General features: G+C 73.8%; 11 protein-coding genes and 1 pseudogene. 4 read left to right on the top strand and 8 right to left on the bottom strand.

Annotation, left to right across the window (positions count from 1 at the left end; genetic code table 11):
* Positions 1–34 precede the first annotated feature (34 nt).
* The 7 genes and pseudogenes from ACIRPK_RS14680 to nth (ACIRPK_RS14650) all read right to left on the bottom strand — a co-directional run.
* Positions 35–697 (bottom strand): NUDIX hydrolase, encoded by a 663-nt coding sequence (locus tag ACIRPK_RS14680; protein ID WP_403037886.1) that lies wholly within the window; start codon positions 695–697, stop codon positions 35–37.
* The gene (gene nth / locus ACIRPK_RS14675; protein ID WP_403037884.1) at positions 694–1,533 is read right to left on the bottom strand and encodes an endonuclease III; all 840 of its coding nucleotides are present in this window, start codon (positions 1,531–1,533) and stop codon (positions 694–696) included. The genes ACIRPK_RS14680 and nth (ACIRPK_RS14675) overlap by 4 nt, the downstream gene beginning before the upstream one ends.
* A gap of 112 nt (positions 1,534–1,645) precedes the next feature.
* On the bottom strand, positions 1,646–2,896 hold the full coding sequence (locus ACIRPK_RS14670) for a TIGR02679 family protein (protein ID WP_403037881.1): 1,251 nt from the start codon (positions 2,894–2,896) through the stop codon (positions 1,646–1,648).
* Positions 2,893–7,023: a TIGR02680 family protein gene (locus ACIRPK_RS14665; protein WP_403037879.1), complete on the bottom strand. Its 4,131-nt coding sequence runs from the start codon at positions 7,021–7,023 to the stop codon at positions 2,893–2,895. The genes ACIRPK_RS14670 and ACIRPK_RS14665 overlap by 4 nt, the downstream gene beginning before the upstream one ends.
* Positions 7,020–8,321: a TIGR02678 family protein gene (locus tag ACIRPK_RS14660; protein ID WP_403037876.1), complete on the bottom strand. Its 1,302-nt coding sequence runs from the start codon at positions 8,319–8,321 to the stop codon at positions 7,020–7,022. Before ACIRPK_RS14660 ends, ACIRPK_RS14665 begins: the two co-directional genes overlap by 4 nt.
* The gene (locus ACIRPK_RS14655; RefSeq protein ID WP_403037874.1) at positions 8,318–9,916 is read right to left on the bottom strand and encodes a TIGR02677 family protein; all 1,599 of its coding nucleotides are present in this window, start codon (positions 9,914–9,916) and stop codon (positions 8,318–8,320) included. The genes ACIRPK_RS14660 and ACIRPK_RS14655 overlap by 4 nt, the downstream gene beginning before the upstream one ends.
* Positions 9,917–10,044: 128 nt before the next feature.
* Positions 10,045–10,512, bottom strand: a pseudogene (nth, locus tag ACIRPK_RS14650) (endonuclease III domain-containing protein); the annotation flags it as partial.
* A 181-nt stretch (positions 10,513–10,693) separates the two neighbouring features.
* Here nth (ACIRPK_RS14650) and ACIRPK_RS14645 point away from each other — a divergent pair.
* From ACIRPK_RS14645 to ACIRPK_RS14635, 3 genes are all read left to right on the top strand, one after another.
* Complete coding sequence (locus ACIRPK_RS14645; protein ID WP_403037872.1) at positions 10,694–11,104, top strand: VOC family protein; 411 nt, start codon at positions 10,694–10,696, stop codon at positions 11,102–11,104.
* Positions 11,105–11,134: 30 nt separating this feature from the next.
* Positions 11,135–11,446 (top strand): hypothetical protein, encoded by a 312-nt coding sequence (locus tag ACIRPK_RS14640; protein WP_403037869.1) that lies wholly within the window; start codon positions 11,135–11,137, stop codon positions 11,444–11,446.
* 178 nt (positions 11,447–11,624) lie between these two features.
* Positions 11,625–12,293: a GAP family protein gene (locus tag ACIRPK_RS14635; protein ID WP_403037867.1), complete on the top strand. Its 669-nt coding sequence runs from the start codon at positions 11,625–11,627 to the stop codon at positions 12,291–12,293.
* A gap of 221 nt (positions 12,294–12,514) precedes the next feature.
* Here the strand turns inward: ACIRPK_RS14635 and ACIRPK_RS14630 are convergent, their stop codons facing one another.
* Positions 12,515–13,462: a phytanoyl-CoA dioxygenase family protein gene (locus ACIRPK_RS14630; RefSeq protein ID WP_403037864.1), complete on the bottom strand. Its 948-nt coding sequence runs from the start codon at positions 13,460–13,462 to the stop codon at positions 12,515–12,517.
* A 307-nt stretch (positions 13,463–13,769) separates the two neighbouring features.
* On the opposite strand from ACIRPK_RS14630, the gene ACIRPK_RS14625 reads away from it, so the two are divergent.
* On the top strand, positions 13,770–14,444 hold the full coding sequence (locus tag ACIRPK_RS14625; RefSeq protein WP_030392646.1) for a Crp/Fnr family transcriptional regulator: 675 nt from the start codon (positions 13,770–13,772) through the stop codon (positions 14,442–14,444).
* The last annotated feature ends 125 nt before the right edge of the window (positions 14,445–14,569 follow it).

Raw genomic sequence — 14,569 nt, 5'->3', positions numbered from 1 at the left:
CGACCGCGCAGAACTCCCGCATGTGCGTCGGCGGCTACAGGCTGAGCGTCCGGGAGCTGTCCCACTCCCGTTCGAGGCCGCTGAAGTGCAGCACCCGGTCGATCACGCCCGCCGTGAAGCCCCAGACCAGGCGGCCCGCGACCTCGAAGGCCGGGCCGACGTGGCCGGACGGATGCCGCAGCCGGGCCCGGTTGGCCGGATCGGTCAGCTCGGTCAGCGGGACCCGGAACACCGCCCCGGTCTCGGCCGGGTCGACCGGCGCGACCGGGGTCTCCCGGCGCCACCAGCCGAGCACCGGCGTCACCACGAAGTCGCTGACCGGGATGTACAGCGCGGGCAGGGTGGCGAACACCTGCACCCCGGCCGGGTCGAGGCCGGTCTCCTCCTCCGCCTCGCGCAGCGCGGCGGCTACCGGGCCGACCGTCGCCGGATCGCCGTCCGCCGGGTCCAGCGCCCCGCCCGGGAAGGACGGCTGGCCGCCGTGCGAGCGCAGTGCCCTGGCCCGCTCGATCAGCAACAGGTCGGGTCCGGCGGGACCGTCACCGAACAGCACCAGCACGGCCGACGCCCGGCCTCCCCGGGCGGGCGGCAGGAAGCGGCTGAGCTGCTCGGGCCGGACCGTCTCGGCCGCCTCCCGCACCGGCACCAGCCAGGGCGGCAGCCCGTCCCGCTCGATCAGTTCCGCCAGCCCCGTCACTCCGACACCTCCACCGTCCCGGCCGGCCTGGCCGGCTCCCCCGGGTAGTCGGCCGGCGGCCTGAGCCGTTGGCCCGGCTGGCCGCCCTTCTCGTACTTCAGCAGCTTCGCGGCCTTCCCGGGGTCGGTTTCGCCGACTCCGTACGACGGGCAGAGCGCGGCGATCGGGCAGGCCCCGCAGGCCGGGCGGCGGGCGTGGCAGATCCGGCGGCCGTGGAAGACCACCCGGTGCGACAGCATGGTCCACTCGGACTTCGGGAAGATCTCCGCCACCGTCGCCTCGACCTTGACCGGGTCCTCGTCGGTGGTCCAGCCGAACCGCCGGGACAGCCGCCCGAAGTGGGTGTCCACGGTGATGCCGGGCACCCCGAAGACGTTGCCGAGCACCACGTTGGCGGTCTTCCGCCCCACCCCGGGCAGCGTGACCAGGTCCTTCAGCCGGCCCGGCACCTCGCCCCCGAAGTCGTCCCGGAGCGCGATCGACAGCCCGATCAGCGACCGCGCCTTGTTCCGGAAGAACCCGGTCGGCCGGATGATCTCCTCCAACTCCTCGGGAACGGCCGCGGCCATGTCCTCGGGCGTCGGGTACTTCGCGAACAGCGCCGGGGTGGTCTGGTTCACCCTCAGGTCGGTGGTCTGCGCCGACAGCACGGTGGCCACCAGCAGCTCGAAGGGGTTCTCGAAGTCCAACTCCGGGTGCGCGTACGGATAGACCTCCGCCAGCTCCCGGTTGATCTTCCGCGCCCGCCGCACCATCGCCAACCGCGACTCCGGCTTCTTCGGCTTCACGACCGCCCTCGCCGCCGGCGCGGCCTTAGGGACCTTACTCTCTGCCATGAAGGCAGGTTACGCCGGATGGCAGGCGCTCTACGGGAGATCTCCGAGTCGGGCCTGATGACGGCATCGACGGCGCCCGCACAACGGTCGGCCATGCCTGGGGCGGTCGCTTTCAGGGCGCGAGGTGTCCCAGGTCGTCGAGCAGGTCGGTGAGCACCAGCTCCTCCTCGATCCGGCGGCCGGCTAGGCTGAGTTCGACCGCGAGGCGGGGGTCCCACCGGGTCTCGGCGGCGCTGCCGGCCAGGGGCCCGGTGTGCGGGTGGGTGGTGAGGGCCGCCTGGTAGTCGTCGGCGGTGTACCGCCACGGGGTCCACGGCACGTGGGAGAGGAGGCGGGTGGCGATGCGGACGCCGCCCCAGTCGAAGTCGCCGTGGTAGCGCAGAATCCAGCCGGCGTCGGCGTAGAGGCGGAGCAGACGTAGGGCGGCCGTACTGGGCTGGCCCTGGAGGCAGACCAGAGGCGAGCAGCGGGCACCCAGCAGGTCGGCGGCGGCGAGCATGACGGCGGGATTCTCGCAGACGTACGCCACCCCGCCGCGAGGCGGTTGCGGAGGGTCCCCGAGTAGCTGACGGAGGGTCAGAACGGCGGGCTGGCCTGCGGCCGCGAGGGCGGTCAGCGCGCGGCCGGTGGCGGTGTGATCATCGCCGGGCAGGTTGAGCACAAGGGCCTGGGAGGAGAGCTCGTCCAGGAGGAGCCCGGCGGCGGCCCAGGTGTCGCGGCGCCGGCCGGCACCGGGCCCGGCCGGCGCCCCGGTGAGGGCGCGGACGGCGTCGAGGGTGAGGGTGGCGAGCGGCCCGTGGTCGAGGGCGTGGGCGTCGCCGGTGGTCCTGGCGGCGAAGGTGCTGAGGGACTGCGGGGGTGACAGCGGCAGTCGGGGGAGGATCCGGGCGAGTGCGGCGAGCAGCGGGGTGGCTTCCTCTGGAGTGCGGGCCAGCCGGCGGACCAGTCCGGCGGCACGCAGTTCCCCGAACCAGTCGGCAAGCTCGGGCCGGACGGCGACCACGTCCGCCAGGGCGGCGAAGGCGTCGTCCCAGGCTCGGCTCAGCTCGTCGGCGGCCTCCCGGCGCAAGGTCACCGGCCCGGTGAGGGCGATGACGGCGCCGGCGAGCCCGTCCGGGCAGGCGCCGCTCGTACGTAGTATCGCGTCCACCGTGAGCAGTGGTACGGACAGCGACCGCCCCCGGCCGGGAGCGCGACCCAGGAGGCGCGCGACGGCCGCGCGTTCGGCGTCGTCAGCTCCGCTGCGGGTGAGCGTGATGTCGAGCGGCTGCCCGGCTTCGAGACGGCGGCGGGCCCGCTCGACCAGCCAGGCGAGTTCCGGTGTGCCGAGCAGGCGGTGCAGGCGCGGAAGGTCGGCGGTCACTCGGGGGCGCCGTCCGGACGCTGAGCGGGGATGCCAGGCTCGGGCGCGCGGGTGCGCCGGTTTCCGTCCCACTCCCAGCGGGTGACCAGGACAGCCGCGATCTCGTCCACCCGCGAGAGCTGGGCGATGGCCAGCCCGGGCACCTGGGGGTAGCAGCCCCATTCGCGTTCGGAGGTCATCACGACGTCCAGGTCGAAGGCGGCAAGCAGGCCGAGCGACTTGGCGCGGGAGTCGTCGTCGACGCCGGCGAACGCCTCGTCCAGGGTGACCAGGCGCGGGGCATTCGGGTTACCGGCCGAGGCGTAGTGCGAGGAGGCGGCCGCGAACAGCGGGAGCGAGACGGCGAGCACCCGCTCGCCGCCGGACGCGGGGCCGGTGGCGGGCTGCCACTTGCCGTGCTGGTGCCGCTCGATACCGAACTCGTGCCAGGAGCGGTAGTCCAGGGCGGTGGTGAGGTGTTCCAGCCAGGTGCCGGCCGGGTTGTCGGTACGGGCCCGGTCGATCTGCGCCTGGAGGAAGTCGCCGAGGGCCGTGCGATCGGCGGCGGTCCAGGCGTCGGAGGACTGGCGCAGCAGGCGGTCACGGGCGGCGGCCAGGCCGCCGGGGGCATTGCGGGCGGGTCGCCAGGTCAGGCGGAGCAGCATGCCGGTGCTGGTCGGGCGGTCCTTCAGCTCCGCGTTCATCCGCAGCACCTGGTGCTCGGCGGCGCTGACGAGCTCCTGAAGGGTCCCGGCGACCTCGGTGACCAGGTGGTTCTCCAGGATCTCCTGCTCGCGGGCGGAGAGCAGGAGCTGCCGGTCGGAGACCTCGATGGCAAGAACACCGGCCAGCTCGGGGACGGAGCGTTCGCGGCCCTGGAAGACGATGTCGACCACCAGCCCGTCTTCGAGCATCCGGGCCGCCGCCGTGTGGCCGTGCCTGGACAGCGCGTCGGAGAGGTCCTTGAGCTCCTCGGTGATCCGGCGCTGGACTCGGTCCCAGGCGGGGTCGGAGTCGTCCACGGACTCCAACTCCCGCTCGACGGCACGGGCGAGGCGCACGGCCGGTTCGGGGGCCCAGGAGTCACCGGGGTGGTCCAGTTCGGGCAGAGCGACGGCGAGCAGGCCGGTGCCCACGAAGCGGCGCAGCGCGTCGATGGCCTCGGCGCGGGTTGCGGCGGTGTCCTCGATCTCGGCGCGGACCCGGATGCGCAGGGCCTCGGCGGCGGCCTGGCGTCCGGTGGCCGCGTTCTGCTCGCGACGGGTGGCCCGTTCTGCGCCGTCGAGGCTGCTCAAGGCTTTTGCCACCTGGGCGAGTTGGCGTTGCAGTTCGACCACGGCGGCGCCGACAGTGACCTGGAGTGTCTGGTGGCGTTCGCCGGCCGCGACGGCTTCCCGGACTGCGGCGCGGGCGCGTTCGGCCAGCTCCGCGGTGTGCTCGGCGGCCCGTTGGTGGTCGGTTTCCTCGGCGGCCTGCGCGGACCCTGCGGCACGGGCCTCGTGGACGGCGGGCCACAAAGCGGCGAGGGCCTCCCGGTAGGCGCTCACCGCCTCGCGCACCCCGCGCAGCTCCGGCCCGGTGACGGGCAACTCCAGCTCGTCGGCGAGTTCCTGCAGTTCGGCGGCGTGCCGGGCTGCTTCGGTGGCGGCGTCGACCGTGTCCCGCTCGGCTTCCGCGCGCCGTTCGGCGGCCCGGGTGTGCTCCGCCCGGGCGGCCGTCGACTGGGCGTGGGCGGCGCGCAGGGCGGAGTCGTCCGGCAGCCCGGCCTGCTCGGCGGCGAGTCGGCGCTCGTCGGCCTCCAGGGCCTCGTCCTGGGCGGCCAGGCCCTCCAGCTGCCTGGTGAGTCCGGCGATGTCGGCCTCGACGACGGCGATCCTGGCGCGGCGGGCCTGTTCGCGGGCCCCTTCGCCAAGGTGTTCGGCAGCGGGCTTGGACCAGGCTCCGGTGAGCACGCCCAGCCGGAACCGCCCGTCGAGAGCGATCCAGCTGCCGGTGTCCGGCAGGCGGTCGCCCGGGCCGAGCAGGCCGATTCCGGACAGCAGCCGGGTGACCAGTTCGTCCGGCACCGCCGAGGCGGCCGGGTCCTCGCGGTCGACGGCAGGGCGCAGGATGCCTGCGAGCGAGGGGCCGTCCACGGGGGCGCTGACAGTTGCCAGGGTGTCCCGGGTGCTGGCGCAGACCGCTGCTCCGTCGGGGCCGACCCATGCGTCGAGCAGGCCGGAGGCCTCCATGGCCGCTTCCAGGCCGGCGCGCGCGGCGTCCGCCAGGTCCGTGCCGGAAGTGAAGTCGACCAGGCGCCAGAGCGGGGCGCCAGGCTTGTCCTGCCGGGCCTCGGCGGAGCGGGTGTACGGGGGGCGGGGCCCGTGTCGGGCGCCGGACCGCAGGTCGGCCAGCTTCTCCTGGTGGTCCTGGAGCCGGTGGCGGGTCTCGGCCTGTTCGACGGCGAGCGCGGCGCGGCGGCGAGCGAGTTCGCCGCCGACCGCGGTGGCGGTCTGCTGGGCCACGGTCCGGGCCGGATCGGCACCGGCCAGCGTCCGGGTCCACGCGGCGAGTTCGTTCAGCATCCCTTCCGGCTCGGCCGGGCGCAGCAGGGCGCAGGACGCGAAGTGGGCGCGTACCCGGGTGAGGTGGTCCCGGCCCGCCTGGTCGGTGCCCTCCTCGGCCTCGGCATGCAGATCGGCCCGGCGGGCCAGCTCCGCATCGGCCTCCTCTTGGCGCCTGCGGGCCCGGTCGAGGGTCCTGGCAGCCTCCTGGGCGCCGGCCAGCTGTCCCTCGACCAGGGCGACGGAGCGCAGTCGGCGGTCGGTGATCTCGTCGGCTGTGCGCCGGACCGCCTCCGGGGTGTCGCCGTCGGCGAGCGGTCGGGCGATCCGGTCCTGGTGCTGCTGGTCCAGGCGGGCCTGCTCCGCCGCCTCGGCGGCGGAGGAGAGCACGGACTCACGGGTCCGTTCGGCCGCCTCGGTGCGTGAGCGCGCGGCGCCCACCCGGGCCGTGAACCGAGCCAGTTCGCCGCTGGCCCGGGTGCGGTCCGCCTCGGCCCGCCCGGCATCCCTTGACATACGTTCGGACAGCTCGGCCGCCTGCTCCAGTTCGCGGGCGCTGCGCATCTCGGGACCGACCCGGAGTGCCTCGTCCCTGGCCCGCAGGCCCACCCGCTGCCGGTCCAGCTGCTCCAGCCGCTCCTCGGCCTCCACCAGAGCCGTCCCGGCCGCCTCGAAGTCCGCTTCAGCGGTGTTCAGTTCGGCGCGCAGCGACTCGTAGCGGGAGTGCTGAGCGCGCGGCGCACGGGCCTTGCGCCGGGAGGCCACCTGCGCGTAGCGGCGGTAGTGCTGGAGGAACGCGGTGGCGGCGCGCTCGGCCGCGACCATCACCGCCAGCTGCTCCTTCTCCTCGTCCAGCGAGCGGAACGCCTCGGCGACGTCGGCGACCACGGCCTGGTCCACCGGCGGCAGCGACTCGGTGAGCGCCTGGGACAGGGCCTTCTCGCTGGGCCGCTTGGACAGTTGGGGCTGGCGCAGCTGCACCAGCAGGTCCACCAGCGCCGCGTAGCGCTGCTCTCCCAGGCCGAACAACGCCTCGTCCACCGCGCGCCGGTAGGACCGGGCGGAGTCGTGGACCAGGCCGCGCCCGTCCAGAGCCTCGGCGAGTCGGTCGCGGGTGATCGCGGCACCGGTCGAGTCCAGCAGCCGCAGGCCGCCGTCGGCGGGATCCGCGCCGACGCGCCGATCCGTGACGAAGTACCAGTGCCGTGCGATGCCACGGCCCGAGACCGCTTTGAGGCCGCAGCCGAGGGTGGTGTAGCGGGCGGTGCCGTGCTCGTCGAGGCGTCCGAACTCGATCCAGGTGTAGCCGAGCCGCTCGGGGTGCGGGTGCTCGCCGCCGAGCAGCAGGTTCCACTCCATGCGCTTCTTCGGGTCCGCGTCCGGCTCGACCCGGTGCGGGGAGAGGTCGCCGTCCAGCAGGAAGGGCAGGGTGAGGGCCAGCACCTTGGACTTGCCGGTGCCGTTGTTGCCGCGCAGCAGCAGGCGCCCGTCGCGGAAGTGGAACTCCTCGACGTCGTAGTAGAAGAGGTCCACCAGACCGGTCCGGAGCGGCTGCCAGCGGGTGCGGCCCGGCACGGGCAGCGGCGTGGAGACGGTGTTGCTCATCTGGTCCTGGCCTTCCGGTGGTTCGCGGTACTCTTCCGCGCCGGACTGCCCGGCGCCGTGCCGTTCTTCGGGGTGCTCTTCCTCGCGGCGCTCTGGCCGGGCTCCAGCAGGACGGTCTCGCCGACCCGGTAGCGGTCCAGCGCCGGGCGGGGGCGCACCGCCGGGGCGCCGTCCGGGGCCGCTGTCACCCGCTCCAGAAGCCCCAGCGCCGTCAGCCGGTCGACGGCCTGCTCGGTCAGTTCCGTCTCAGCGCCGGGAGCCGTGGCGCTGCGCCGCCAGAAACCCGCGTGGTCCAGGGCCCAGCCGGCCACCTGGCGATGGAGCTCGGCCAGCGGGACGGTACCCCCCTTGCCCGCCAGGTACTCGGCGATCAGCAGCGCCACATGGCCGTCGGTGCCCTGCTCGGGCATGCGCAGGTCGGTCAGGTCGTCGTCCGGGTCGACCATCGCCACGCCCTCGGCCCGTACTTCGGGCACCAGGCCGGTGAGCTCCTCGATCCGGCGGGTCAGCGCGCCGCGCTGCGAGGTGAGGTAGGCGGCCTCCGCCTCGTCGAGTTCGTCCAGGTAGAGCACCGGGTCGTCCAGCAGACGCCGGGTCAGGCCGTGCCGCAGTGCGCGGTTGCGCAGCTCGTCGCTGTCGGGCAGCGCCTCGTCGTTGAGCTCGGCGACCCGTTCCTCGAACGCGCCGGCCCGGACGGTGCTCGGGCCGCGCCGGGAGACCAGGAGCCCCGCCAGCACGCGGCGGTCCACGTCGTACAGGGCGTCGCCGGCGGACTTGAGGAAGGCGTCCTCGTCGCCGGCGACCTTGGCCAGGATGCCCCAGGCGAGCAGCAGGCGGACCACGGCGACCAGGTCGGTACGCTGCTCGCGGTCGGCCAGCGTGAACGAGACACCGGCCGCGTCCAGAGCCGGGTCGGCCGCGGCGAGCACCGCCTGCTCGGCCAGCCGGCCGAGAGCGATCTGCTGGTCGGCGCGTTCCAGCACGGCCAGGCACAGGCACACCAGCACGTACCGGCGGCGGGAGAACGCCAGCCCGGTGCGCTGGTCGCGGGCCGGGTGGGTCGGGTCGGTGTCCCGGCCGGGGATGCGCCGCAGCCTGGCCACCTCGGGGTCCACGACCAGGGCCCAGCCGGTGTTGCGCTCGAACCAGGTACGCAACTCGGAGGCATGCCGGCGGACCAGGCGGAAGTCATCGCTGCCCGCGCGCAGCAGGGGCCTGCGAAGCAGCGCCCGCGCCGCCCGGCGGACCTCGTCGGCCCGCTGCGCGGCGACCGCGTCGCCCAGTCGGTTATCGGTCATCGCACGCTCCCGGCGCTCTCGTACTCGGCCGCCAGATCGGTGATCTCGACCAGGTGCTCCGGTCCGCGCAGCACACCGTCGAGGGTGCGGATCTCGGCGGTCCCCTCACCGAGCCTGGTCAGCCTGATCTCCATCGTCCCGTCGTTGGTGGTGACGGCCACCGTGTCCGTACCGGGCCGCCACGCGGACAGCGCGTCCCCGAGCAGCCGCAGGAACAACCGGAAGGCCGCCGGGTCGAGCTCGCCCAGGCCACTCAGCCGCACTTCGCCGCCGGTGGCCAGCCGGGCCCGTGCCGTGGCCGTCTGCTCGGCCTGTTTACGGGCCAGGTCCGCCAGGTGGACCTTCGCCTCGCTGCGGTCCTGCACAGCCCGCACTCTGCCGCGCCGCTCGTAGGAGCCCGTACGGCGCAGCTGCGGGCTGATCCGCACGCCCGGCGCGTCGTACCAGGAGGCGGAAGCGGGCACCGGGTCGGTCTCGCGTTCGGCCAGCGCCTCCTGGTCGATGGTCAGGTGACGGGCGGAGTACAGCCCGAAGGCCGAGCGCCACAACCGGTGCCGGGCCTGGTCGTCGGGTGCCTCGGCGAACCAGTGGGCCAGCTCGCGGAAGTCCGCCGACCGGTCCGAACGTCCAGCCCGTCGCTCATTCAACGCCTGCACGACACTGAGCAGTTGTGGGATCGACTGCCGGGCCGCCGAGCGCAGCAGCTTCGCCTGGGAACTGCGGCCCGGCACGCTCACGAACCACGCCCGCAGCCCCTCCCATCGCCCGTACCAGCGCCGCTCGGCCGCTGCCAGCGCTTCGGCGGCGGCATCCGGAGCCGCGTCGGACGCCTCACGGGCGGCGGCCGACCGCAGCAGCGCTCCGACCGGCCCGTCGTGCGGCGCCCCCAAGCTCTCCAGCAGTACGGCGATCTCGGCGCCCCGGGTGACCAGGTCCTCGATGAACCGCTCCAGGTACTCGATCAACCGCTGCTTGTAGGCGAGAAACACCTCGACGTCGGCGTCGTGCAGGTCGACCGTGCGTTGCAGCGAACTCATGAACGCCCGCGCGTTCTCGGCCAGCCCGGAGAACCGGTCCACCAGCGCGAGCAGCGCGAGGTGCGCAACCGCCGGATCCGGCTCGGGCTGCCCGGCCAGCGCGAGCAGCGCCCGCAGCTGTACGGCGATGTCGGCGAGCGCCACCGCCTGGAGCTCGCCGCGCCGGCCCAGCGCCTCGTCATAGGCCGCCAGCGCCTCCTCGGCGGCCTCACCGGCCCGGGTCAGCTGGTAGATGTACCGGGAGCGGTAGAAGTCCTCAAGCGCGGTGACCCGGCCGGTGTCCGGGTCCGCCCGCAGATTCCCCCACTTGGCCAGCCGTTCGAGCGCCACCGCCACACTCTCCGCCTGCGGTCGGCCCTCGGCGGGCAGGCCCAGGTGGACGTCCTCCGGTCGCAGGTGGACGGTGAACTCCTGTTTGGCCCGGACGAACACGCCCATGACCTGACGGTAGAGAGCGGAGTGCTCTGTCGTGAGGTGGGCGAACGGCTGGTACGAATCGTTCCCGCGAGCGGCGTCGCCGACCGGCTGGTTCGCGTGCGGGTCGTCGGTGCTTGTCACGACCCCGATTCTGCCGGATCACGCAAGAGGTCCGTGGCGGTTTGCGGAGGTCCGTCCCCACCCGAACGTCCCCGCCGGCAAGAGTGGTAGCCCGGTCGACCCGGCTCCGGCTACGCGGCCGAAGCGACCAGCGTCATTCCTGCCGCACCGAAGACGTTGCCGAGCACCACGTTGGCGGTCTTCCGTCCCACCCCGGGCAGCGTGACCAGGTCCTTCAGCCGGCCCGGCACCTCGCCCCCGAAGTCGTCCCGGAGCGCGATCGACAGCCCGATCAGCGACCGCGCCTTGTTCCGGAAGAACCCGGTCGGCCGGATGATCTCCTCCAACTCCTCGGGAACGGCCGCGGCCATGTCCTCGGGCGTCGGGTACTTCGCGAACAGCGCCGGGGTGGTCTGGTTCACCCTCAGGTCGGTGGTCTGCGCCGACAGCACGGTGGCCACCACCAGCTCGAAGGGGTTCTCGAAGTCCAACTCCGGGTGCGCGTACGGATAGACCTCCGCCAGCTCCCGGTTGATCTTCCGCGCCCGCCGCACCATCGCCAACCGCGACTCCGGCTTCGCTGCCCGCCCGGGCCCGGTGACCTTGCTCTCTGCCATGCACGAAGGCTACGCCGAGCGCCCACCGGCGGACGGCCGATCGGTGGTCCGCCCGGCCGGTCCGCTCATCCGTTCGACGAGCGCGCCCGGGCCGCGCGGACCACCGACGGTCCGTCAGGGTGCCCAGACCGGTCAGGATTCGAGAAGCGGGCAGCACCGGCTCGCGGCTAGCGTGATCTCCATGGACATCACCATTCACACCGTGGCCCTCCCGCACGACGACCCGGACGCCTCGCTCGCCTTCTACCGCGACCTGCTCGGCTTCGAGGTCCGCAGCGACGTCGGCCAGGGCCGGCTGCGCTGGATCACCGTCGGCCCGGCCGGCCGCCCCGACACCTCGATCCTGCTGGCCCCGCCGGCGGTCGACCCGGGGATCACCGAGGACGAGCGCCGGACCATCCTCGAGATGATGGCCAAGGGCACCTACGGCTGGATCCTGCTGGCCACTCCCGACCTCGACGGCGTCTTCGGAAAGCTCCGGGGCGGCGGCGCCGAGGTGGTCCAGGAGCCGACCGAGCAGCCGTACGGCATCCGTGACTGCGCCGTCCGCGACCCCGCCGGGAACATGGTCCGTTTCCAGGAGCTCCGGTAGCCGTCCGACACCGCCGAAGGGGGTCCCACCATGTGCCATCCCGCCTGGGCGCTCGCCCGCATCGCGGCACAGCGCCTGCACGACTTCGCCCGGCTGCGCCGGGTCCGTGACCGGATCGACCGCGAGTACGCGCTGCCGCTGGACGTCGTGGCGCTCGCCCGCAGCGCGGACCTGGCCACCGAGGAGTTCGGCCGGCAGTTCCGGCTGGCCTACGGCGCCACGCCGCACGCCTATCTGACGCTGCGTCGGATCGAGCGGGCCCGGACGCTGCTGCACCATACGGCAGCCGGATCGGCCAGGAATCGAGAGTCACCCGCCGGCGCACCGGCCCTCGCCTCCTAACCCACCCCCGTACGAGAGGACTCCCGCGAGGAACGTTCGACGGGATGAACGAGCAGGCCGTCGTCCGGGCCGCTCACCCGTTCGGCGGGCAGCGGTCGCACGTCCCCCCGCCTGCGGCAAGGGTGTTGACGGGGCGTAGCCGGTGCGGACGGCCCCGTCCGCCGGAGAGGGGCAGGCCATGGGTGAGGCGATCGGCTCGATGCTGACGTCGGCGGTGGGGATCGCGATCAGCCCGCTGCCGTTGATCGCGGTGATCCTGATGCTGGCGACACCGCGCGGGCGGGTGAACGGGATCGCGTTCACGGTCGGCTGGCTGGGTGCCCTGGCGGTGCTGGTCGCCGCGGTGGTGACGCTTGGCAGCGGACTGACCGACGACGGCGAGAAGCCGACCTGGGCGTACTGGCTCAAGCTCGCCCTGGGAGCGCTGTTCGTCGTCCTCGCCGGCAAGCAGTGGCGCGGCCGACCGCGCGAGGGGCACGTGTCCGCGCCGCCGAAGTGGATGCAGGCCGTGGACCGCTTCACCGCCGCCAAGTCGGCCGGGCTGGCCGCCGTCCTGGTGGCCGCCAACCCGAAGAACCTGGTGCTGGCGGTCGGCGGCGCGGTGTCGATCGCGACCAGTGCCGCGAGCGCCGGCGGCAAGACGGTGGCCGCCGTGCTGATGGTGCTGATCGGCTCGCTGTGCACGCTGCTGCCGGTCGGGGTGTACCTGGTCGGCGGCGACCGGGCGACCCACCTGCTGGGCGAGTGGAAGGCCTGGATGTCGGTCCACAACGGCGCGATCATGGCGGCCGTGCTGGCCGTCCTCGGGGCCAAGTACCTCGGCGACGCGATCTCCGGTCTCTGGTGAAGTGGCCGGATCCGCGCGGACCGGCCCGCCGGGGCCGGACGGGCCCCAGGGCCTGTCGTCGAACTCCCGTCGTCGCCCGAAGGGCGGCCCTGCGGCGTCCGGTGCGTGCTCTCGGCGTGCCGGGCGGGAGCTCTCGTACTGGGTCGTACTCGGGCTTTCGCCCGGTGCGGCGAGAGTGCGTGCCGGGCGTCGTGGGGCAGGCGGGAGTTCGACGGCAGGCCCTAGGGCCTGCCGACCACCGGGTTGAGCGGTGAGGCGGCCGGCCCGCCCGGGGCGACGCCGGGCAGGAAGTCGGTCCACCGGCCGCTCATCGCGGTCGGCCGGGCCACCACCCGGGTGCCGTCGGCGTAGTAGGCGGCGGAGAGCACCCGGCGCGCGGTGTCGGTGCGGTTCGGCCCGGCCGTGTGGAAGCAGTCGGCGGCGTGGAACGAGACGTCCCCGGCCCGGTACGGCACGGGGACCGGGGTGACCCCGTCGGCCCGCAGGACGGCGGTGACGAAGCCGTCGTACGCCCGGTCGGCGACCGCCGGGGCGGCCGCCAGCGCGGGAGACCCGGCCGTCCGGTCCAGGCAGGCCAGCGGCCCCATCTCGGTCGGCACGTCGTGCAGCGGGATCCAACTGGTGCACACGGACGGGGAGTCGAGCGGGTAGTGGTCGGCGTCCCGGTGCCAGGGCGTCCGGCCGCAGCCGGGCTCCTTGGAGAGCACGCTGTCGTGGTAGAGCCGCACCGGGCCGGCCCCGAGCAGGCGGGCCGCGATGTCGCCGAGCCGGCGGGAGAGCGCGACGCTGCGCAGCAGCGGGTCGGTCAGCCAGAGCTGCTCCAGTGCCAGCAGGCGGCCTGGCTTGGTCAACCCGTGCGTGGCGCGGAGCAGTTGGTCGGCCCGCTCAGCGAGCGCGGCCAGCACGGCGGGCGGGATCACCTCGGGCAGCCGGACGTGGCCCCGGCGGCGGAACCGCTCGACCTCCCGCTCCGACAGGAGGTACGGCTGGTGGAGCGCCCCCGCCACCTCCCCCGAGGTGGCGGCCCGCACCGGCCGGGGGCGCGGCGCCTCGACCGGGACGCCGCCCGGCCCGGGAAGGTTGACCGCCAGGGACATGTACCAGTCCCACCACTCCTGGTCGTCGCCCGCCCATTCCGGCTCGGTCGCTCGTACGGTACGTGCGTTCATGGCCCACCGCCCCAGCCGGTCATGTCCGTGTCATGAGTGGGCGTCAGCCTACTTGGCCGCGATCACCCAGGGCGAGAGCATCCAGCGGCCAGTTCAGGGCAACTACCGGACCCGGCACGGCGACCCGGGTGCTGCAAACGGGTGAGGAGAGGCCCGCTACGGCATTCGGGGAGCACCGATGAGTACAAATGGCCCCGTACCGCACCCCCCGCCCGCACCCCTCCTCATATGATCGGAGCGACATGCGTCATCCTTGGTGAGGCAAGTCATGACGGAAGCACCACCCACCACCAGCAGGAGGAAGCACGTGGACGACGTTCTGCGGCGTGCCGCGCTGTTCGCGGCTCTCGATGACGAGCAGGCCGGCGAGCTGCGTGCCTCCATGACCGAGGTGACGCTGGCCCGTGGCGAGTCGCTCTTCCACGAGGGCGACCCGGGAGACCGGCTGTACGTCGTGGCCGAGGGCAAGGTCAAGCTGCACCGCGCCTCCCCGGACGGCCGGGAGAACATGCTCGCCGTGCTCGGCCCCAGCGAGATGATCGGCGAGCTCTCGCTGTTCGACCCGGGCCCGCGCACCGCCACCGCCAGCGCGCTGACCGAGGTCAAGCTGCTCGGCCTCGGCCACGGCGACCTGCAGCCCTGGCTGCACGCCCGCCCCGAGGTCTCGATCGCGCTGCTCCGGGCGATCGCCCGCCGACTCCGCCGGACCAACGACGTGATGTCGGACCTGGTCTTCTCCGACGTGCCCGGCCGGGTGGCCAAGGCGCTGCTGGACCTGTCCCGCCGGTTCGGCGTGCAGTCCGACGAGGGCATCCACGTCGCGCACGACCTCACCCAGGAGGAGCTGGCCCAGCTGGTCGGCGCCTCCCGCGAGACGGTCAACAAGGCGCTGGCCGACTTCGCCGGCCGCGGCTGGCTGAAGCTGGAGGCCCGCGCGGTGGTCCTGATGGACGTCGAGCGGCTCTCCCGCCGGTCGCGCTGACCCGCACCGGCTGAGGGCCCGTGAGCTGCTCTTAGGTTCTAGTGGTCGTTGCAACACCCCGGCTCAGGGGATGCGATGGACTTCAAGATCCGGGATAAGCGAGACCCTCAGGGGCCTGTGCGGCT

This window comes from Kitasatospora sp. NPDC101801 (assembly GCF_044766665.1).
Taxonomy (GTDB): domain Bacteria; phylum Actinomycetota; class Actinomycetes; order Streptomycetales; family Streptomycetaceae; genus Kitasatospora.
Note: the sequence above shows the minus strand (reverse complement) of the source record. Positions and strands in the feature narration are given on the sequence as shown.